Genomic DNA, 20,894 nt, shown 5'->3' with positions numbered 1-20,894 from the left:
GGCGCACAGAGAGGCGCACCGGGTCAGCCGCGCGGCATCGTCAACCGCACCGTGTTGCCGCCGCGTTGGTAACTGAGGTCCGAGGCGCCGATCGCCACCACCCGCCCGCCGTCCACCCGGTCGCCGACCTTGACCCGCACCAGCCGCCCGCCGCTTTCGCGCACCAGCGCATATCGGGCGTTGGCGGTGCCGAACACGCCGATCAGATTGGTGCGGCCCAGATTGAGCGCCCCGGTGACCGTGGCTTGCCGGGCAACCGCCACGGGCGTGGGCGCATTCGTCACCACGGTCGGCGCGTCGGGCTCGCCGTCGTCGAACTGATCGTCCGGGTGCGCCCCGATGCGCGGGCTGATGTTGCGCCGGTCGGGGGCGGCGGCGGTGGCCACCACCTCTTCGGGTTCGGGCTCGGCCGGCCGGGTGCGACTGGTGGCGACCGGCGGTGCGATGGCGGCGGTCACCGCAGCCTGCACGTTGCGGGCGAAGCCTTCGGGCCGTGCGGCGGGGCGGCGCGTGGCCGGCATGGCAGAGGCTTCGGCCGCAAGCGCGGTCGAGGCGCTGGCCGCCGCCGCAGCGGCCGCCGCCGCCACTGCCCGGGCGCGCTCGGCCTCGTCGGCCTTGGCGGCGGCAACCACCGACGCAGGGCGCGGCGGCGGGCGGCGGCTGGCAAAGCCGGTGGCCGCGGGGCCGGGCAGGGCGCCTTCGTCGGCCACGGGGGCTTCGGGCGCAGCGGCCGGCGCCAGGCCGGCCGGGCGCTGCGGCGGCCGGCGGCGCGGTGCGGCAGTGTCGGGGGCAAAGGCCGCATCCTGCGCCGTCGGTGCGCCCGGCGCAGGCAGAATGGCAATCGCCCCCGGGGCGGGGGCCGGCGCCGCGGCGGCTTGCGGTGCGGCAGCGGCATCGGCCGCCGGGTCTGCCCCCGGTTCGGCGGCCGGGGCGGGCGGCGCCGCATCGGCCGGGCGTGGCGGCGGCACGCGCGCCGGGCGGGCCGCCACAAGGCGCACCCCGTCGGGCGTGACCACGCCATCCGGCGTGGGCAGGATGTTGCCCTCGGCATCGAACCGATACAGCGCCCCGAACTCGGGCAAGGCGCCCGGGGCCGTCGGCGCCCGGTCGGCGCCGGCCGGCGGCAAGGCGGCAAGCCGCGCCTGAACCGGCGCCGCCAGCGCCGGATCGGTGCCCGGCAGGGTGAAGTCGCCCGACACCGTCTGTGTGCCGCTCGGCGCGGCCTCGGCGACGGTGCGGCTGCCTTCGGCCAGAACCGGGGCCGGTTCCGCAGGGGCCGGCGCCGCGGCCACGGGCTCGGGCTCTGCGGCCGCCGCCGTCTCGACCGGGGGGGCTTCCGGCAGGGCCTCGTCCTGCGGCAGATCGGCCACCGGCGGGGGCGCTGTGGCCGGGGCCTCGGCCTGGCCCGGGGCAACGGCCTGCGCACCCGGCGGCGCCAGCACCGCCACCTCGGCCCCCGGGGCGCCATCGGCCCCCTGCTGTTCGGGCTCCAGCATCAGGGCCGCCCAGACCGCGACCCCCAGCAGGATCAGCAGCAAGACCCCGGTCAGGATCAGCCCGAGGAACCGCGGCTTGCCGCGCACGGGGGCGCGACGTTCGCCGAAGACGGTCATCTTTTCGGCTTCGGATCTGGCGGGCGGCACCTGCGGCTGCGTGGCCGAAGGCGGCAGCGGCGGCGGCGGCGGTGCCATCGCCGGGCGCTGGACCGGAGGCTTGACCTTGGCCTTGGCGCCCTTGGCGGCCTTGCCCAGGGCCTTCTGCACCTTGTCGCTGAGCGCGGCCCCAGTTTCGGCCGCCGAGGCCGAGGCCGAGGTCACCGTGCCGCCTTCGCGCCCGGCCCGCGCCGCGGCCAGCGCGCGCTGCACCGGGGCCGAAATCGGCGGCGGCAGATCGGCCAGATCGGGGGCGCGGCGCGCGCCGGGGCCTGGCAGCGGCTCGGAGGGCACCGGCGGAGGCGCCAGCGAGGCGGCCAGCTCTGCCTGTGCGCGGGTCATCACCGCGCCGTCATCCTCTCCGGGCCAGGCCAGCGTCTGGTCGCCATCGTCGGACAGGGCGGGCAAGGGACCGGGCGCCGGTCTTTTGGGCAGGGCAGGCGGCCCGGCGCCCTCGGCCGCCGTTTCGGCCGGGGGCGGAGCCGCCTCGGGCTGCCCGGCCTCGGCCGAGGCGGCCGCTGCCGCGGGCAGCGCCGGTTCCGTCACCGCGCCCGGCGCGGGTTCGGGCGCGGCAGGTTCCGGGCCTGGTGCCTGCTCGGCCGGCGCATCCGGCGCGGCTTCGGGCGCCGGTGCCATTTCAGCCGCCATTTCAGGCGCCAACTCCGGCGCTGCCTCGCCGGCAGGCGCGGGCGCGGGGGCAAGGGTCACGTCCGCGGCCGGGTCCGCGGGCCCGGTTGCGGCCTCGGCCGGCGCAGTGCCCGGGTGCGCCGCTGCGCCGTCCTCGGCGGCGGGGGCGGTTGCCGCCGCGGCGGCGGACCGTGCCGGCACGCGCTGGATCACGCGCATCGGATCCTGATCGCGCACCACCTTTTCGCCTGGCGCCAGCAGCCCCGCCGCCGCCGCCGTCTGGCCGAACCACGGCTCGGCCGCAAAGCCGCCCGGTTCGGGGATGGCAACGAAGGAAACCGGGTTGAACCGATGCTCGGTGGCAAAGGCCTCGGCCTCGGCCAGCGTCTCGCGCGCGACGACGGCAACCTGCACCCATTCGCCGGTGCCCGACCAGTCGAAGGCCAGCTCGTCCAGCGCATAGGGCGTGCGCCCCTCCAGCGCGGCGGCGATCTGGGCGCGGCGCTGCGCGGGCTTGGGGCCCGGGGCATGGACGGTGTCGTAGAGGATTTCGGAATTCGGGATCACGACCTTGGTGGCGAACCCCTGCGGTTCCAGCCCCAGGGCCGTGCCGCGCAGATAGTCCAGCGCCTGGGCGAGGTCGGGGTCGTCCAGCGCCACGGATCCGATCGAAAGCCAGCCGTTCGGCGTGCGGTGCAGCAGGCCGATGCTGTCGTGGCTGAGCGTCAAGGCGAATGAAGGCTTCATGCATTCACTTCTACAGAGTCGCCCGGGCAGGCAACAGGCCGAGGTCGGCAACACCGGTTTCCTATAGCAGGAAATCGCCGAATGAAAGAAAATCCGCCAGGATTGCCGCGTCGGGCTGCGTCATAAGGCAGTCACCGGCACGAAAAAGGAGATGTGCGATGCGATTCACCACGGCGGCGATTCTGGCGGCGATGCTGGCTGCCCCCCTGGCCGCGCTGCCCGCCCGGGCCGAGGCGCCGGCGCCCCGGATCACCGTGACCGGCGAAGGCCGGACCGAAACCGCGCCCGACATGGCCACCGTCAGCTTGGGCGTGCAGACCCGGGCCGACACCGCCGCCGCGGCGCTGGCGGAAAACAGCGCCCAGCTGGCCCGGGTGCTGGCGCGGCTGAAGGCCGCCGGCATCGCCGAGCGCGACCTTCAGACCTCGGGCCTCGGACTCGGGCCGCAGATGGACTATTCGCGCGATGGCCAGCCGCCCCGCGTGGTGGGCTACGAGGCGTCGAACCAGCTGACCGTCCGGGTGCGCGACCTGTCCCGGCTGGGGGCGGTGCTGGATCAGGCGGTGGGGGATGGGGCCAACACCCTCAACGGCCTGTCCTTCGGCCTGTCGGACCCGGCCGCGGCGCTGGACGCCGCGCGGGTGCAGGCGGTGGCCGAGGCGCGGCGCAAGGCCCGGATGATGGCCGAGGCCGCCGGCGCCCGGCTGGGCGCGGTGCTGGAGATGAACGAGCAGGGCAACGGCCTCGATCCGCGCCCGATGTTCCGCACCGGGGCGGCGATGGAGGCGGCCGCGGTGCCGATCGCCGGCGGCGAGGTCGGATATGCCGTGTCGGTCAGCGTGACCTGGGCACTGCTTGCCCCCTGAACCGACCGGGAAGGGGGGCGCTGCCCCCCTGGCGGCGCCGGGCTGACGCCCGCCGCCGCCTACCCCCCGGGATATTTCGGCAAGGTGAAGCGATGTCGGGTTTTGTAAGAGATTGACGCGAGCGTTGGCGACAACCGTTAGAAAAAATTGCACAAGTGCAAGCGGCGCCAGGGCGCCTCACCCCTTGGCGGGCTTGACCGGCACGCCGTAGAGTTCCAGCCGGTGGCCTTTCAGCCGGTAGCCCAGCCGCGCCGCGATGCGGTCTTGCAGGGCTTCGATCTCGGGGTCGACGAACTCGATCACCGCGCCGGTGGTCAGGTCGATCAGGTGGTCGTGGTGGTCGCGGGCGCTGTCCTCGTAGCGCGCGCGGCCATCGCCGAATTCCAGCTTGTCGAGGATTCCGGCCTCTTCGAACAGCTTGACCGTGCGATAGACCGTGGCGATGGAGATGCGCGGGTCGATGGCGGCGGCGCGGGCGTGCAGCGTATCGACATCCGGGTGGTCCTCGGCCGCGCCGATCACGCGGGCGATCACCCGGCGCTGGTCGGTCATGCGCAGGCCCTTGTCTTCGCAGCGGGCGATCAGGTCGTCGGGCATCCAGCACCCCTTCATCCGGTTTTCCGCCCCATAGCGCATGGGGTGCGACCTTGAAAACCCGGCGCGCGCGCCCTTGACCTTGCTGCGCCGCCCGGCCAGCCTGCGACCAGCCAACAGGAGCCGCCATGACCGCCCTTTCCCCGCGCGAAATCCTCGACCGTCTGGTTGCCTTTCCCTCTGTCAGCCGCGACACCAACCTGCCGCTGGTGGACTGGGTTCAGGGCTATCTGGCCAGCCAGGGCATCGCCAGCACCCGTGTGCCCAGCCCCTGCGGCACCAAGGCGCATCTTTACGCGCAGGTCGGGCCGGCGGTGGATGGGGGCATCATCCTGTCGGGGCATTCCGATGTGGTGCCCGTCGATGGCCAGGCCTGGACGACCGACCCCTGGACGGTGGTCGAGCGGGACGGGCGGCTTTATGGCCGCGGCTGCTGCGACATGAAGGGCTTCGATGCGCTGGCCATCGCCGCGCTGGTCGAAGGCGCGCGCCGCCCGCTGAACCGGCCGCTGCAACTGGCGTTGTCCTATGACGAGGAGGTGGGCTGCATGGCGGTGGCCGACCTGGTGCATGCGATGGTCGGCGCGCTGCCCAAGGCCGCGGCCGTGATCGTGGGCGAACCGTCGATGATGAAGGTGGTGACAGGCCACAAGGGCGGCGTCGGATTTCGCGTGCATGCGCAGGGCTACGAGGTGCATTCCTCGCTGCTGCACACCGGGGTTTCCGCCATCATGGAAAGCGCCCGCCTGATCCAGTGGGCCAACGAGCGCAACGCCGAAAACGCCGCCAAGGCCCCGAACCCGCTGGCGGCCGATTTCGTGCCGCCCTTCACCACGCTGCATGTCGGCATGATCGAAGGCGGCACCGCGCACAACATCACCGCCAGGGATTGCCGCTTCGTGCTGGAAATGCGCGTCGTGCCCGGCGAAGACCCCGAGGCCTGGGCCGCCGCCGCGCTTGCCGAAGGCGCGCGCATCACCGAAGGGATGCAGAGGATTCACCCCGGCACGCAGTTGCAGATGGATCGTTTCTTCCGCGTGCCGCCCCTGACGCCCGAGGAAAACGGCGCGGCCGAGGCCCTGGCCCGCCGCCTGACCGGCGACAACGGCAACCACGTCGTCAGCTACGGCACCGAAGGCGGGCAGTTCCAGGTGCTGGGCGGCTATTCCACCGTGATCTGCGGCCCGGGCGACATCGCCCAGGCGCACCAGCCCGACGAATGGCTGTCGGTCGAACAGTTCCAGGCCGGCTGGGCCTTCATGCAAGGCGTGCTGGAGACGCTGGAGGCGTGACCTTCCCCATCGCCGAGGCCGCGCCCATCGCCTTTGCCGACCCGCTGCCGGCGGCCTGCGATCTGGTCGTCGTCGGCGGCGGGGTGATCGGGGTTTGCGCCGCGCTGTTTGCCGCCGAACGCGGGTTGAAGGTGGTGGTGTGCGAAAAGGGCCGCATTGCCGGCGAACAGTCCAGCCGCAACTGGGGCTGGATCCGCCAGCAGGGCCGCGACCCGGACGAACTGCCCATCGTGATCGAGGCGATCCGCCACTGGCAGGGGTTTGAAGCCGAAACCAAAGGCGCGCTGGGCCTCGTGCGGTCGGGCGTGCTCTATGCCGCCCGCACGCCGGCAAGGATGGCCGCCTACGAGGCCTGGTTGCCCCATGCCCGCGCGCATGGCGTCGATACCCGGGCGCTGTCGCGCGCCGAAATGGCTGCGATGCTGCCCGGTGCGGCGGTGCCCTATGCCGGCGGGCTCTGGACCGCCTCCGACCACCGGGCCGAGCCCTGGGCGGCGGTGCCGGCGCTGGCGCGGCTGGCGCAGGCGCGGGGGGTGGCGATCCGCGAAGCTTGCGCGGTGCGCGCGCTGGACGTGCAGGCGGGGCAGGTGGCCGGGGTGGTGACCGAAGCGGGCACCATCCGCGCGCCGCAGGCGATCGTGGCGGCGGGGGCCTGGTCGCGGCTGTTCCTCGGCGCGCATGGGGTGCGCATCCCCCAACTGTCGGTGCTGGCCTCCGTGGTGGCGACCGACCCGGTGCCGGGGCTGTTCGCCGGCAACCTGTCGGACGAGGCTTATGCCTTTCGCACCCGCGCGGATGGCGGGCTGACCGTGGCGCCGGGGGGCGAGCACGATTTCTTCATCGGCCCCGATGCCTTTGCCAGCCTGCGGCCCTACCTCGGCTCGCTTCGGCGCGACTTCCGCGCCACCACCTTTCGCGCGGCCGCGCCTCGCGGCTATCCCGACGCCTGGCGCACCCCGCGCCGCTGGTCCGGTGCCAGCCCGTTCGAGGCGTGCCGCATCCTTGCCCCCGCGCCCTCGCGCCGCGCCCTCGACCGCGCGCTTGCCGCCCTGCGCGCGGCCTTTCCGCAAGCCGGCACCTTGCGCATCCGCACCGCCTGGGCCGGCATGATCGACACCCTGCCCGATGTGGTCCCGGTGATCGACCGGATCGCAGCCTTGCCCGGCCTGATCGTCGCCACGGGGATGAGCGGCCACGGCTTCGGCATCGGCCCCGGCGTGGGCCGCGTGCTGGCCGACATGGCGGCGGGCAAGGCCCCGGGCCACGACCTGCGCCGGTTCCGCCATGCCCGGTTTTCCGATGGTTCCCGGCTCGACCCCGGGCCGGCGCTATAGGGCGGGCCGCGTGCAGCGCGGGTTGGGCACCCGGGCCAGGCGGCGCTTTCCATCCTTCACGCGCTTGGCATAGATCGTCGCCAGCGTCGGGATCTGGCGCAGAAACCCTTCGCGCAAATACCGCGCCGCCTCGGGCGAAGGCGCCATGAAGGCGTTCATCACAGCGCAATCGGCCTCGCCCGCCGGGGCCACGGGAATATCGACCTCGCGTTCCAGCCAGGCCTCGGCATCGGCCTTGCGCGCGGCGAACCAGCCGGCAAAGCCCACCGGCTGCCCGGCCTGCGCCAGGATCAGATAATCGCCGCGGTTCACCTGCCCGATCAGCACCCGCGTCCAGATGCCGAAGCGCTGGCTGGCAAAGGCCGGGGCGCCGGCGCTCAGCTGCACCAGCGTGGCCAGCGCCAGTTGCGGCGAGCGGAGCCGGAACAGCGCCAGGTCGCCTTGCGGCGGGGCGGCAGGCAGCAGGGGCGAACGGGCCGGGTCCGGGGCGGTCATGTCGGGCACTTTCGCAAGCGGGTGGCGCCAGCCTCTCGCATCGGCGACGCGGGGTCAACCGGCGGGCGAACAGGGTAGGGATTTCCGCCCTTGGTGACTTTGCATTTGGCGATTCTGACAATTTCGTGTTCAAATCCCGGCACCACGACGCTGCCGTTTCATCAAGCTGAATTACCGGCCGAGACCAGCGCCGCCGAGAGCCGGGTTCTGTCAGACCCGAACATTTGAACAAAGGACGGACCGCCATGACCGTGTTTCCGAAGAATCTAGAGCAAGGCGCTGAAACACTTTCGGAATTGATATCTGCCGGCACTGCCGCGACGTCGGCAGGGGCCCCCGAGGATATGCCGGTGGACGACATGGCCCGGGCGCTGGCCGAAGGCGAATCGACGCTGACCGATTCGTCCGAAACCGAATCGCTCGCCGCCGGCGCCGGCAGCGACGATCTGGCCGAACCGGCACTTCTGGCGCTTGCGCTGCGCAGCTACGCCCCGCTGGGCGTCAGCCTCGGCCAGGCCACCACCGAATTCGCCTCCTTCGCCACCGGGTCCGAAGGCCTGTTCGTTCAGGCCGCGCCGGCCAGTTCGGGCTTCGTGAACACCGGCTTCGGCGATTGCGGCTGCCCGATGTGCGGCGGCGGCGGCGCCTCTGCCGGCGCGACGGCGGATTACGCCGATCCCGACGCGGCACCGGGGGCGGCGGCCTCGCTTACCACGCTGGCCGACTACCTTCGCGTCGGCTACTGGACCGACACCGGCCGGAACTCGCGCTGGTATAACGTGACGAATTCGGGCACCGGCGCCAACAACGGCACGCTGCACTAGAACGTCACCGGCACGCCTTCGGGCGGCATCACGGTGGCCTCGGGCACCTACACCGACACCAACGGCATCACGGCGGCGCGCCAGCAGATGGTGCGCGATGCCTTTGCCTTCTATTCGGAACTGCTGGGCATCACCTTTGTCGAAACCACCTCGACGGGCACGGCGGTCGACTTCTTCTTCATCGACAACCAGACCGGTGCGTTCCAGTCGGCCAAGCTGCATTCGGGCACCGGCGGGGCGATCGACCATTCGATCATCAACGTCAACTCCGGCTGGCAAGGCGGCGAATCCGACATCAACGGCTACACCTACCAGACCTTCCTGCATGAAATCGGCCATGCGCTGGGCCTGGGCCACCAGGGCAACTACAACGCCGGGGAGGGCTCGCCCACCTATGCCAACAGTGCCATCTGGGCCAACGACGGCTGGGCGCAATCGATCATGTCCTACTGGGACCAGGTCGAGAACACCGAGTTTTCCGACGACAGCTATGCCCGGCTGATCGGCCCGTCGGCGGCCGACTTCATCGCGCTGAACGCGCTTTACAACAGCCAGGGCTACGGCATCAACAACGCCTTCAACGGCGATACGGTCTATGGCGTCGGCACCAACATCACCGCCGCGGTGAACCGCCAGTTCAACCAGCTGGCCACGCTGGCGGCGACCAACGCCTTTACCCTCGTCGATGCGGACGGCATCGATACGGTCGATTTCTCGAACTACAACGTCAACCAGGACATCAACCTGACCGTCACCTCGGCCTCCAACACCCGCTCCACCCTTTCCAGCGTCGGCGGGCTGACCAAGAACATGATGCTGGCCGCCGGCACCATCATCGAGAACGCGACCTCGGGCGGGGGCAACGACACGCTGACGGGCAACCAGTATGCCAACACGCTGGACGGCGGCGACGGCAACGACATCATCTATGGCGGCGCCGGGGTCGACAGCCTTTACGGTGGCGGCGGCAACGATACCATCTACGGCGGCAACGGCGGAGACACGATCAAGGGCGGCGGCGGCAACGACTCGCTGTGGGGCGATGCCGGCAACGACTACCTCAAGGGCGGCGCGGGCAACGACATCCTGTTCGGCGGCTCGGGCGTCGACACGCTGCAAGGCGACGACGGCGACGACCGGGTGGTGGTCTATACCTCGACCACGATGGCGGGCGCCGGCTTCTATGGCGGCAACGGCCTCGACACGTTCGAGGTGAACGGCGCCGGCACCTTCGACCTGCGGGCGGCCACGATCACCGGCTTCGAGGAGCTGGAGTTCTACAACAACGGCCAGAACTCGGTGAAAACCGTGCGCATCACCGGCGCCCAGGCGGTTGCGCTGGGCCCGACCGCCCGCATCGACGGCAACAACAACGCCGGCAGCGACGACAACCTTTTCATCTACCTCGAAGACAGCGGCACCACCTACCTCGACATGTCCGGCTGGATCATGCAGGACTGGGTGCAGGGGGCCGACAACTCCGACTTCCTGTGGGTCATCGGGGGGGCCGCCGGCGAAAACGTCATCGGCACTTCGCGGCACGATTTCATGTCGCTGAACGCCGGCAACGACACCGCCGATGGCGGCGCGGGTGCCGACACGCTGAAAGGCGGTGGCGGCAACGACAGCCTGACCGGCGGCACCGGCAACGACACGCTTTACGGCGACGACGGCAACGACACGCTGGATGGCGGTGCGGGCGGCGATTACCTCTATGGCGGCCTCGGCAACGACCAACTCTCCGGCGGCGGCGGCACCGACACGCTGGAAGGCGGCGGCGGCAACGACACGCTCTATGGCGGCACAGTGGGCTCGGCCAGCCAGTATTACGGCGATGACGGCAACGATTGGCTTTACAAGAAAACGCCGAACGGCAGCAACGAAGGCTGGTATGGCGGCAATGGCGCCGACTGGCTGGTCTGGGAAGATGCCACCGCCAATTCGTCCAACATCATCAATCTGGTTACCGGCCGGCTGATTTCGGGCCTGTTCCTGCGCGACGTGGTGCAGGGCATCGAAAACGTCTGGGTCCAGAACGCCGCCGGCGTGGTCGGCGATTCCGGTGCGAACGCGATCTGGGCGACGGGCGACTTCGCCAACACGCTTGACGGCGGGGCCGGCAACGACACGCTGAAGGGCGGCGGCGGCAACGACACGATCTATGGCGGGTTCGGGGTGGACCTCGTCTCGGGCGACGACGGCGACGACCTGCTGCATGACGGCGACGATTACGCCGGCGCCGATTCCATCTATGGCGGCAACGGCAACGACACGCTGATCAAGCAATCCTGGACCAGCTCCGTCATCTTCAAGGACTGGCACGGCGGCGCCGGCACCGACACGCTGGACTGGACGCACACCACCAACGGCATCAATGGCGACTGGGTGGTGAACCTGGCGGCGGGCCGCATCCTGTATCAGGGCAACAACCGCGATTTCGTCGCCGGCATCGAAAACGTCATCGTCCGCCACGGCGCCGGGATCGTGGGCGATGCGCAGGCCAACGCGCTGACCGCGATCGGCGAATTCAACAACGTCATCTCGGGCGGCGGCGGCGACGACACCATCAACGGCGGCGGCGGCAACGACAACCTCGCCGGCGACGACGGCAACGACTATATCGACGGCGGCACCGGCAATGACACGCTGACAGGCGGGCTGGGCGACGATTCGCTGTATGGCGGCATCGGCAACGACAACCTGTCGGGCGGCGACGGCAACGATTACCTCTATGGCGGCGACGGCAACAACACCATGACCGGCGGCGCCGGGCTCGACATCATGTATGGCGGCATCGGCAACGACGACATGGACGGCGGCGCCGACAACGATTCGCTGTTTGCCAGCAGCGGCAACGACACGGTCTATGGCGGTGCGGGTGTCGACACGCTCGACGGCTGGGATGGCGATGACATCCTGTTCGGCGGCAGCGATGCCGACCTTCTGCTGGGCTTCACCGGCAACGACACGCTCTATGGCGGGCAAGGCGTGGACACGCTGCACGGCGAAGACGGCGACGACCTGATGGTTGCCTTCGCCGGCGAGGGCTACGACCACTTCCACGGCGGCAACGGGATCGATACCGTCGATCTGCAGGCGCTGGGCCAGGCCCACACCATCGACCTGGGCGCGGGCACCTATTCGGTCGGCGCGAACAACCGCAGCATGACGGGCATCGAGGTGCTCTACATGGGCTTCGGCGCCGACACCATCCAGGGCAGCGCCGGGGCCGAGACCATCTTCGGCGGTTCCGGCACCGATGTGATCCGCGGCGGCGGCGGGGCCGACATGCTGTATGGCGGGGTCGGCAACGATACGCTCTACAGCGGCGCCGGGGCGGTGCAGATGCAAGGCGACGGTGCCAACGATGTGCTGCACATCGACGCCGATTTTGCCGGGGCGATGACCGTTCTGGGCGGCACCGGCACCGACACGCTGAATCTCTCGGCGGTGGTGGCCGGCGTCACTGTCGATCTGGCCGGGCTGTCCGCGGTCGGCAGCGGCTTCTCGCTGACAGTGGCCGAGATCGAAAACGTGGTGGGCAGCGGGTTTGCCGACTCCATCACCGGCGACGATGGCAACAACCTGCTGCGCGGCGGCAACGGCAACGACACGATGAACGGCGGGATCGGCGCCGACACGCTGAACGGCGAAAACGGTGCCGACAGTCTCGACGGCGGCAACGGCAACGACTCCCTTTCGGGTGGCATCGGCAACGACACGCTCTTTGGGGGCGCCGGGCTCGACACGCTGTCCGGCGACAACGGCAACGATGTGCTCTATGGCGGCAACGGCAACGACGTGATCGACGGCGGCGCCGCCAACGACACCATTTACGGTGGCCTCGGGGTCGATACGCTGACGGGCGGCGCCGGGAACGATGTCTTCGTGTTTGCCTCCAACGCCGAAATCGGGCTGGGGGCCACCTCGGACCGCATCCTCGACTTCACCTCCGGCGCCGACAAGATCGACCTGTCGGCGCATCCGTCGAGCCTGGTGTTCATCGGCACCAATGCCTTCTCCAACACGGCGGGCGAGCTGCGCTATTACACGCTGGGCGGGGTGGGCTATCTGGCGGGCGATACCACCGGCAACGGCATCGCCAATTTCGAGATCGTGCTCATCAACGGCGCGGCCGTGGTGGCGGGCGACCTCATCCTGTAACGGCCGCGCGCGGCCGGCGCCGCGCGGGCGCGATACCCTCGGGGGCCAGCCCCCGGGGGTTTTCGTTTCGGCCCTGCCGTGGCGCGGTTCCTGCCGCAAACCGCCCTGTTCCACCGCGAAGATTCCCCGGCCCTGCCAGAATCCCGCCGCGATTGGCCGGCATTGGTTAACCGTCGCGTAACCAATGTCCGCCCTCGTCGGACCTGTCAGAAAGACCCGGCCATGTTGCAGAATGTCGTGCCGAAGGGGTTCGAGCCCTTTACCCTGGTCGAAGCCAGGGCGGCGATCTCGGTGATCGGACTGGGCTATGTGGGGGCGGTTTCCACCGGCTGCCTCGCCTCGCTCGGGCACCGGGTGATCGGCGTCGACGTGGACCCGGTCAAGATCGCGCAGATCGCCGCCGGCCAGGCGCCGCTGCACGAGGCGGGGCTCGACGCGCTGCTGTCGCAAGGGGTGGCCGACGGGCTGGTCAGCGCCACCGACGACATCGTGGCCGCGGTGCGCGATACCGACGTGACCTTCGTGTCGGTCGGCACCCCCACCGCGCCCGACGGCGGCTGCGACATGCGCCACATCCTGGCCGCGGCCCGCGGCATCGGCCAGGCCCTGGCCGGCAAGGACAGCTACCACGTCGTGGTGATGCGCTGCTCGATCCCGCCGGGCACCACGCTGGGCGTCATGGTGCCGGAAATCGAGGCCGCCAGCGGCAAGACCGCCGGCCAGGACTTCGGCATCTGCTTCAACCCCGAATTCCTGCGCGAAGGCGTGGCCATCGCCGATTTCCACGCGCCGCCGAAAACCGTGATCGGCGCCTCGGACCCGCGCGCCGCCGCCACGCTGGCGCGGATCTACGACCGGGTCGATCCCAACATCCTGCTCACCTCGATCGAGGTGGCCGAGATGGTGAAATACGTCGACAACGTCTGGCACGCCACCAAGGTCACCTTCGCCAACGAGATCGGCCGCCTCTGCAAGCCCCTGGGCGTGGACAGCCACGAGGTGATGAACATCTTCGTGCAGGACACCAAGCTCAACCTGTCGCCCTATTACCTCAAGCCCGGCTTCGCCTATGGCGGCTCCTGCCTGCCCAAGGAGGTGCGCGCCGTCACCCACCTTGCGGCCGACCTCGGCGTGTCGCTGCCGCTGATCGAATCGCTTGGGCCCTCGAACCGCACCCAGATCGACGCCGCGCTGGAGATGGTGCGCGCCACCGGCGCCCGCCGCGTGGCCGTGCTGGGGCTGGCCTTCAAGCCCGGCACCGACGACCTGCGCGAAAGCCCGATCCTCGATGTCATCGCCGCGCTGACCGAAGCCGGGGTCGAGGTGGTGGCCCACGACCCGGCCGTCACCGCGCAAACCCGCATCGAATCGCAGCTGGCCTATGTCCAGCACGCTGCCCCCGGCCTGCGCCGCCTGGCGCCGCAACTGGCCGGGATGCTGGCGCCCGATGCCGAAACCGCGGTGCAAGGCGCCGATGCGGTGATCGTCACCCACGCCAACGAGCTTTACCGCCGCGTTGTCGCCCCGCTGGTGCAGCCCGTGATCGACGTGGTGCGCCTGTTCAAGTCCCGCGCCGACCAGCCCCCCGCCTTGTGCGGCATCGGCTGGTAACCCCGCCCTGCAATGCCGCCCCTGACACAGGTAAACCACATGAGTTCGATCATCCACGGCACCGTTCGCCCCGACCTGATCTTCGGCACCGATGCCGACGACGTGATCTATGGCGGGGCCGGCCCGCGCGGCGACGGCAGCGCGGGCGTCAGCCTTTCGCTTGCCAGCGGCACCAAGTCGCTGACCAGCGCGATCGGCGCCTATACCATCGGCTCCGACGGCCGCATCAGCGGCGTGCGCATCCTGCTGTCGGAATCCGCCCCGAACGGCGGCCAGGGCACCGCCTCGGCCGACCTCACCGTGCCCGAAGGCGCGCGCCTGGGCTTTTTCGTGTTGCCGCAGGCGATGGCGTTCAAGACCGCGGCCTTGCTGAACGACCCCGGCGTCACGCTGCAATTCCGCACCGCCAGCGGCCAGGTCGCCACCGCCACCTCCACCGGGCCGCTCACGCTCTGGGCCATTGCCGCCGACGGCAGCGCCACCGCGATCAAGACCGCGGGCGGCCTGCCTTCGGTGCACGCCGCCGCCGACCCCGCGGCAGGGGCCGCGCTGAACGGCGCCGGCCGCTTTGGCGCGCTGGGCACCGTCAATGCCGATGGCTCGATCACGCTGGGCTTCAACGAAGGCCGCGGGCGCGCCAACGACTTCGGCCAGATCACGGTGACCATCCGCACCAGCGGCCTGGTGGACATTGCCGAACCCCGGCTGGCCGCCACCTTGCGCGCGCTGGCCCCGCTCGACCATGACACCATCTCGGGCGGCGCCGGCCACGACCTGATCTTCGGCGGCAGCGGCGACGACCTGCTGATCGGCGGCGACGGCAACGACACGCTGTCGGGCGACGACGGCAACGACGCCTTGCGCGGCGATGCCGGCAACGACAGCCTCGATGGCGGTGCGGGCGACGACACGCTGTTCGGCGGCGCCGGCCAGGACCGGCTGATGGGCCGCAGCGGCAACGACCAGCTGGTCGGCGGTGTCGGCAACGACACGCTCGACGGCGGCGAAGGCGACGACATGCTGTTCGGCGGCGAAGGGGCCGACCAGCTCTGGGGCGACAAGGGCAACGATCAGCTGGTCGGCGGCGATGGCAACGACATGCTCGACGGCGGCACGGGCGACGACCAGCTGTTCGGCGGGCTCGGGGCCGATACGCTGTATGGCGGGCAGGGCGCCGATACTCTGGTGGGCGATGTGGGGGCCGACAGCCTGTTCGGCGGGTCCGAGGCCGATGCCCTGTTCGGCGGCGATGGCGACGACCTGCTGGATGGCGGTTCCGGTGCCGACTGGCTGGAAGGCGGCACCGGCAAGGATACGCTGCGCGGCGGCGATGGCGACGACCGCATCTTCGGCCAGACCGGCGACGACCTCGCCTATGGCGGCACCGGCAACGACTGGATCGAAGGCGGCGACGGCATCGACGTGCTCCATGGCGACAGCGGCAACGACACGCTGCTGGGCCAGGCCGGGAACGACACGCTTTACGGCGGCGAAGGCGACGATGCGGTCAGCGGCGGCGGCGGCTTCGATTTCCTCTACGGCGGGCGCGGCAACGACCTCTTGATGGGCGACGAAGGCAACGACTGGCTCGACGGCAGCCACGGCGACGACCAGCTGCAAGGCGGCACCGGCTCGGACACGCTGATCGGCGGCGAAGGCAGCGATGTGCTGTTCGGCGGGCAGGGGGCCGATACCTTTGTCTGGCGCACGCAGGACATCGGCGCCTGGACCGACCGCATCGCCGATTTCGAGGCGCGCCACGACCGGATCGACCTGACCAACCTGCGCCTGCTCGACAAGGGCTGGACGGCGGCAAGCTTCCTTTCCGGCGCGATGACCCAGCAGGGCGACGCGGTGCAGATCGCCATCGGCGCGCTGACGATCGGCGTGGAATCCGACCTCGGCCCGCTGTCGGTGGTCGATGTCTGGGGCGCGATCCAGTTCGCCTGACGGCCGCCGCCCTTGCCGCGCCCCTCCTAGAACGGGCGCGGCAGCACCCCGGCATAGATGCCCAGAAAGGTCACGAAGGCCCCGACCGAGGTGACCAGCTGGAACAGCGCGATGCGTTCGCGCCAGGCGTCGGCGCGGCTCTTGCGCCCCCCCGCCGTCTGGCCGCCGCGGTTGAACCACTTCTGCTTGGCCAGGTGGAACAGCATGTAGATCTTCACGCCCGCGTTGATGATCTGGTTGAAATACAGGATGAACGGCCAGGCCAGATCGGGTTCGCGGGCATAGCGCCACAGCCAGGCCGACAGGAACAGCCGCGAGGTCACCACCCACAGCACGACATTGGTGATGTAAAGCGGGTCCAGCAACGTGGCATAGATCGCCAGGATGGGGCTGACCATCATCGTCCACATGGCGATGCGCTGGTCCACCACGCACCACCAGATGAAGGGCGGCACCACCGCCGGCCCCAGCGCGATGGCGCGGCTGCCGTTCCTCAGCATGTTGCCCGACCAGCGGCGAAAGTTTTCCACCATCCGCTGCAGGCCCGACCCCTTGATGATCTCGATGGTATAGACGCAGGCGTCGGGCACATAGGTCATCCTGGCCTGCTTGCTCAGCAGGTGATACCAGGTGCTCTTGTCGTCGCCCGACAGAAAGCGGAACCGCCCCCACAGCCAGTGGTCCAGGTGGTCGGCCTCGATGGTGCGGATGAACGTCGGGTCGATGATGTGGCGGGCGCGAAACACCGAAAAGCGCCCCGTCAGCGTCAGCACCCGGTTGCTGACTGCGTGGCTTTCCATCGCCAGCCGGCGTTGGGCGAACCGCATGGTCAGCCACTTGTCGATCCAGGCGGGGCCGAAACACATCACCTCCTCGTCGGTGGTCAGCGCCTGCAACTCGGGGTCGGCGCCGAACATCGACAGGGTCTTTTCCAGCACGTCGGGGCCATAGACCGCGTCGCCGTCCATGAAGATCACCAGGTCGTCCGGCTCCACCCCGTGCCGGCTGATGCCGCGCAGGATCAGCCCGATCGCCATGCGCTTGCCCGGCTGGTTCTGGCGCACGAAGATCACCTCGGCCAGGTCGTCGGCAATGTCGGCGCCGTGGGTTTGCACCACCTCGCGGATGTTCAGCTCGTCCTCGGCGCTGCCGGTGCCGATCCAGATGCTGGTGGGCACCCGTTCGCGCCGGATCTGGCTCAGCATCGACACCAGCACCAGCCGGGTGATGGCGCGTTCCTCCTTGTAGGTGGTCATCTGCACATGCAGCCGGCGCGGGCGCCAGCCGCTGGCCCAGACCTTTGCCGCCAGCTCGCGCCTGGGCGGCCAGTGCACCCGCCGCCAGGCGTCCGAGCGCAAGGCATGGTTGAACCACCAGCCGAACCGCCAGATCCCCAGCACCCCCAGCGCCACGGTGATGTGCAGCGTTTCGGGGTGGACAAAGCGGTTGGGCAGCAGCACCGCGATGCCCCACAGCAGCGCCACCAGCAGCCCCAGCCGGATCAGGAAGCCCGGCGGATACTTGGCCATGCCCACCGGCGCCGGCGCGATCTGGCGGCGCAGGCGGCGGGCGATTTCCTTTTCCAGCGCGTAGTCGCCTTCGGGCACATGGCCTTGCTGGCCTGCGCTCATGGCCACAGGCCCTGCATCCAGCGGGTGATGTATTGCGGCCTCAGCACCACCCGCACCGGCATCCCTTCGACGAACAGCCGCCGGCTGTCTTCCACGCCCAGCCCCGGCACCACGATCGAGGCGACCAGCAGCTGATCCGCCCCGCGCCCGTCCACCGTCAGCCGCCGCACCTCGCCCGGCAGCATCACGGCGTGCGAGTCCGCCATGTAGGTCACTTCGGCGCGCATCCCCGTCCAGACCTTCAGCACGTCGCTGGCGGGCAGATGCGCCACGATGCTGCGCGGGGCGTCGGGCTCGAACAGCGACAGCGCCTCGCCGGCGCGCACGAGGTCGAAGGGGCGGACGTAATGGTCCACCACCGTGCCCGCCGAAGGCGCGGTCAGCGCGGTCGCCTCGGCCCGCTCGCGCAGCGAAACCACGCGCGCCTCCAGCCGGGCGGCCTCGCGCCGGGTCTGCTCGACCTCGGCTTCCAGCTTCTGGCGCAGGTCGTGGAAATCGCCGGGGTTGACCGATACCCCCTGGTCGAACCGTTCGACCCCGCCGCGGAACGCCGCCCGCGCGGCGTCGCGCCCGGCCATATGCGCGGCCAGCCGTGCCTCGGCCTCGGCGGCGGCCTGCCGGGCATCGGCCGCCGCGGTCTCGGCCTGCGCCAGCAGGCGCAGTGCCTCCTGGTCGTCCAGCCGCACCACGATATCGCCTTCGGCGACCTGCGCCCCCGCCGGCACCGCCAGTTCGCGCACATAGCCCGCCACCGGCGCGATGATCTGGCTGGTGGCGGTGGCCACATGCGCCGACAGCACCTCGACCTTGCTGATGCGGTTCCAGGCCACGGTGCCCAGGAACCCGACCACCAGCGCGAACAGCGCCCCGTAATAGGCCAGGTTCATCAGCACCCGCGACCGGCGCGGCACGGTGCGCGCCTCGCCGGCCTTGCGCTCGGCCTCGGTCTCGCCCATCGGCACCAGGTCCACCGGCGTATCCAGCGCCACGATCATGTCGGCCGCCGTGGTCATCCGCCCCGACAACAGGTTGCGGTAGAACAGCGCCAGCGTTTCGCGCTGGCGCCCGGTCAGGTTGCGGAACAGGTATTCGTTCGGCTCGGTCCCGGGTTCCAGTTCCACCGGGAAATACACCCCGACCCCCTGGAACGGCACCGACAGCATCAGCCCGTCGAGGTTGCGCCCGGCCAGTTCGGCGGTATAGACGCCCTTCAGCGACCAGTCGTCGATCCGCACCGCCTGCCCGTCGGGAAAGCCCAGGTGCAGCGGCGCCCGCAAGCGGAACATGGTCTCGGCACTGGGGGGTTCGTGGCGGACTTCCACGCGCGGCGCACTCCGGTCTGGTGGCGCAACACTAGTGCAGCTTTTGCCGCTTTGCCAGCACTCGCAAGGGCCAGGGCCGCACGCAGCCGCAAGATTTGCACGTTTGTGCCGACCGGCCCACAAGGTGTGGGACAGGCCCCCGGGCTTGGCAAGCCGCCGCCGGCCATGCTATGCCGCGCGCATGACCGACTGTGCGATCACCCGCCTCTGCTGCATGACCGGCTGACAATCGTCAGGCGGGCCGGTCCCAGCTGTTCCCACGGAAAAGCGAAACTGGTAATCCCGCCCCGGCGAAGCCGCCAAGGGAAGGACTGGCCATGACCCCGATCCGCCTGCGCAACACCCTGACCCGCAAGGTGCAGGACTTCGTGCCGATCGATCCGGCGAACGTGCGGATGTATGTCTGCGGCCCCACCGTCTATGATCGCGCGCATCTGGGCAACGCGCGCCCCGTAGTGGTGTTCGATGTGCTCTACCGCCTGTTGCGGCATGTCTATGGCGCGGATCATGTGACTTACGTGCGCAACTTCACCGACGTGGACGACAAGATCAACGCCGAGGCGCTGCGCCGCAAGGCCGCCGGGCGCAGCGAACCGCTGGAGGCCCTGATCCGCGAGCGGACCGAGGAAACCATTGCCTGGTATCACGCCGACATGGACGCGCTGGGCGCCTTGCGCCCCGACCACGAGCCGCGGGCCACCGACTACATCCCCCAGATGATCGCCATGATCGAAGGGTTGATCGCCCGCGGCCACGCCTATGCCGCCGAAGGCCACGTGCTGTTCCGCGTGCGCAGCTTTGCCGCCTATGGCGCGTTGTCGGGGCGGTCGGTCGATGACATGATCGCCGGCGCCAGGGTCGAGGTCGCCCCCTTCAAGGAAGACCCGATGGACTTCGTGCTGTGGAAGCCCTCGGACGACGCGTTGCCGGGCTGGCCCTCGCCCTGGGGCCGCGGGCGCCCCGGCTGGCATATCGAATGCTCGGCCATGTCGGACGCGCTGCTGGGTGCCACCTTCGACATCCACGCCGGGGGGCTCGACCTGCAATTTCCGCATCACGAAAACGAAATCGCCCAAAGCTGCTGCGCCCACGGCGCGCCCGACCCCGCCACGGGCTTTGCGCACACCTGGCTGCACAACGAGATGCTGCTGGTCGAAGGGCGGAAGATGTCCAAGTCACTGGGCAACTTCTTTACCGTGCGCGATCTGCTGAATCAGGGCGTGCCCGGCGAGGTCATCCGCTACGTGTTCCTGATGACGCATTACGGCAAGCCGATGGACTGGACGGCCGAGAAGGCGCGCGAGGCCGAAGGCGTGCTGCGCCGGTGGCGTGGACTTGTCGCGGGCATCGAACCCGCGCCAAGCCCCGCGCCCGCCGTTCTGGCCGCGCTGGCCGACGACCTGAACACCGCGGGCGCGCTGGCGGCGTTGCATGGGCTGGCAGCCGCCGGCGATGCGGCGGGGCTGCGCGCCTCGGCAGCATTCCTGGGCTTGCTGGAAGGCGCCGAGGCGCCGCCGGCCGACCTGTCGGGCCTCGCGGCGCGGCTGGCCGCGCTGCGCACGGCGGCGCTGGCCAGCAAGGACTTTGCCGCCGTCGATGCGCTGAAAACCGCCCTGCTGGCGGCAGGGGTCGAGGTGCGGATGTCGAAATCCGGGGTCGAGCTGGTGCCCGGCCCGGGGTTCGACCCGGCGCGGCTGGAGGGGCTGGCATGACCTGTCCCCCCTCCGACCCCGCCCCGGGCTCGACCCGGGGCCCCCGCCCCCACCCCGAGGCCCCGGATCAAGT

Annotated in this window: 13 protein-coding genes; 8 read left to right on the top strand and 5 right to left on the bottom strand. The window is 70.3% G+C overall.

Features of this window, described 5'->3' with window-relative positions:
- Nucleotides 1-23 precede the first annotated feature (23 nt).
- The gene (locus ACK4S2_RS00880; protein ID WP_409619371.1) at nucleotides 24-3,026 is read right to left on the bottom strand and encodes a hypothetical protein; all 3,003 of its coding nucleotides are present in this window, start codon (nucleotides 3,024-3,026) and stop codon (nucleotides 24-26) included.
- Nucleotides 3,027-3,184: 158 nt separating this feature from the next.
- Here ACK4S2_RS00880 and ACK4S2_RS00875 point away from each other — a divergent pair, with 158 nt between their 5' ends.
- Nucleotides 3,185-3,892, top strand: a complete 708-nt coding sequence (locus ACK4S2_RS00875) for an SIMPL domain-containing protein (RefSeq protein WP_409619369.1) — start codon at nucleotides 3,185-3,187, stop codon at nucleotides 3,890-3,892.
- Nucleotides 3,893-4,069: 177 nt separating this feature from the next.
- On the opposite strand, the gene ACK4S2_RS00870 is transcribed toward ACK4S2_RS00875, so the two are convergent.
- Nucleotides 4,070-4,489: a Fur family transcriptional regulator gene (locus tag ACK4S2_RS00870; protein WP_409619501.1), complete on the bottom strand. Its 420-nt coding sequence runs from the start codon at nucleotides 4,487-4,489 to the stop codon at nucleotides 4,070-4,072.
- A 125-nt stretch (nucleotides 4,490-4,614) separates the two neighbouring features.
- Here ACK4S2_RS00870 and argE point away from each other — a divergent pair, with 125 nt between their 5' ends.
- Both argE and ACK4S2_RS00860 read left to right on the top strand, forming a co-directional pair.
- Complete coding sequence (gene argE / locus ACK4S2_RS00865) at nucleotides 4,615-5,778, top strand: acetylornithine deacetylase (protein WP_409619367.1); 1,164 nt, start codon at nucleotides 4,615-4,617, stop codon at nucleotides 5,776-5,778.
- Nucleotides 5,775-7,112 (top strand): NAD(P)/FAD-dependent oxidoreductase, encoded by a 1,338-nt coding sequence (locus tag ACK4S2_RS00860; protein WP_409619365.1) that lies wholly within the window; start codon nucleotides 5,775-5,777, stop codon nucleotides 7,110-7,112. Before argE ends, ACK4S2_RS00860 begins: the two co-directional genes overlap by 4 nt.
- Here ACK4S2_RS00860 and ACK4S2_RS00855 read toward each other — a convergent pair.
- Entirely contained in the window at nucleotides 7,107-7,607 is a 501-nt protein-coding gene (locus tag ACK4S2_RS00855) for a hypothetical protein (RefSeq protein ID WP_409619363.1), read from the bottom strand. The genes ACK4S2_RS00860 and ACK4S2_RS00855 overlap by 6 nt on opposite strands.
- Nucleotides 7,608-7,957: 350 nt before the next feature.
- Between ACK4S2_RS00855 and ACK4S2_RS00850 the strand changes: the two genes are divergently transcribed.
- The 4 genes from ACK4S2_RS00850 (at nucleotide 7,958) to ACK4S2_RS00835 (ending at nucleotide 16,156) form a co-directional block, all read left to right on the top strand.
- Entirely contained in the window at nucleotides 7,958-8,431 is a 474-nt protein-coding gene (locus tag ACK4S2_RS00850) for a hypothetical protein (RefSeq protein WP_409619361.1), read from the top strand.
- 33 nt (nucleotides 8,432-8,464) lie between these two features.
- Nucleotides 8,465-12,595, top strand: a complete 4,131-nt coding sequence (locus ACK4S2_RS00845; protein ID WP_409619359.1) for a M10 family metallopeptidase C-terminal domain-containing protein — start codon at nucleotides 8,465-8,467, stop codon at nucleotides 12,593-12,595.
- Between the two features lie 222 nt (nucleotides 12,596-12,817).
- Entirely contained in the window at nucleotides 12,818-14,206 is a 1,389-nt protein-coding gene (locus ACK4S2_RS00840) for a UDP-glucose dehydrogenase family protein (protein WP_409619357.1), read from the top strand.
- A 39-nt stretch (nucleotides 14,207-14,245) separates the two neighbouring features.
- Nucleotides 14,246-16,156, top strand: coding sequence for a calcium-binding protein (locus ACK4S2_RS00835; RefSeq protein ID WP_409619355.1), 1,911 nt, complete (start codon nucleotides 14,246-14,248; stop codon nucleotides 16,154-16,156).
- A 26-nt stretch (nucleotides 16,157-16,182) separates the two neighbouring features.
- On the opposite strand, the gene ACK4S2_RS00830 is transcribed toward ACK4S2_RS00835, so the two are convergent.
- Nucleotides 16,183-17,787 carry a glycosyltransferase gene (locus ACK4S2_RS00830; RefSeq protein WP_409619354.1) on the bottom strand — a complete coding sequence of 535 codons (1,605 nt, stop codon included), beginning with the start codon at nucleotides 17,785-17,787 and terminating at the stop codon, nucleotides 16,183-16,185.
- Complete coding sequence (locus ACK4S2_RS00825; protein WP_409619352.1) at nucleotides 17,784-19,073, bottom strand: biotin/lipoyl-binding protein; 1,290 nt, start codon at nucleotides 19,071-19,073, stop codon at nucleotides 17,784-17,786. Before ACK4S2_RS00825 ends, ACK4S2_RS00830 begins: the two co-directional genes overlap by 4 nt.
- Before the next feature lie 353 nt (nucleotides 19,074-19,426).
- Here ACK4S2_RS00825 and cysS point away from each other — a divergent pair, with 353 nt between their 5' ends.
- Complete coding sequence (cysS, locus tag ACK4S2_RS00820; protein WP_409619350.1) at nucleotides 19,427-20,821, top strand: cysteine--tRNA ligase; 1,395 nt, start codon at nucleotides 19,427-19,429, stop codon at nucleotides 20,819-20,821.
- Nucleotides 20,822-20,894 lie beyond the last annotated feature (73 nt).

The sequence above is a fragment of the Gemmobacter sp. genome, assembly GCF_046292685.1.
Lineage (GTDB): Bacteria > Pseudomonadota > Alphaproteobacteria > Rhodobacterales > Rhodobacteraceae > Wagnerdoeblera.
This window is presented reverse-complemented; position numbering and strand designations above follow the sequence as displayed.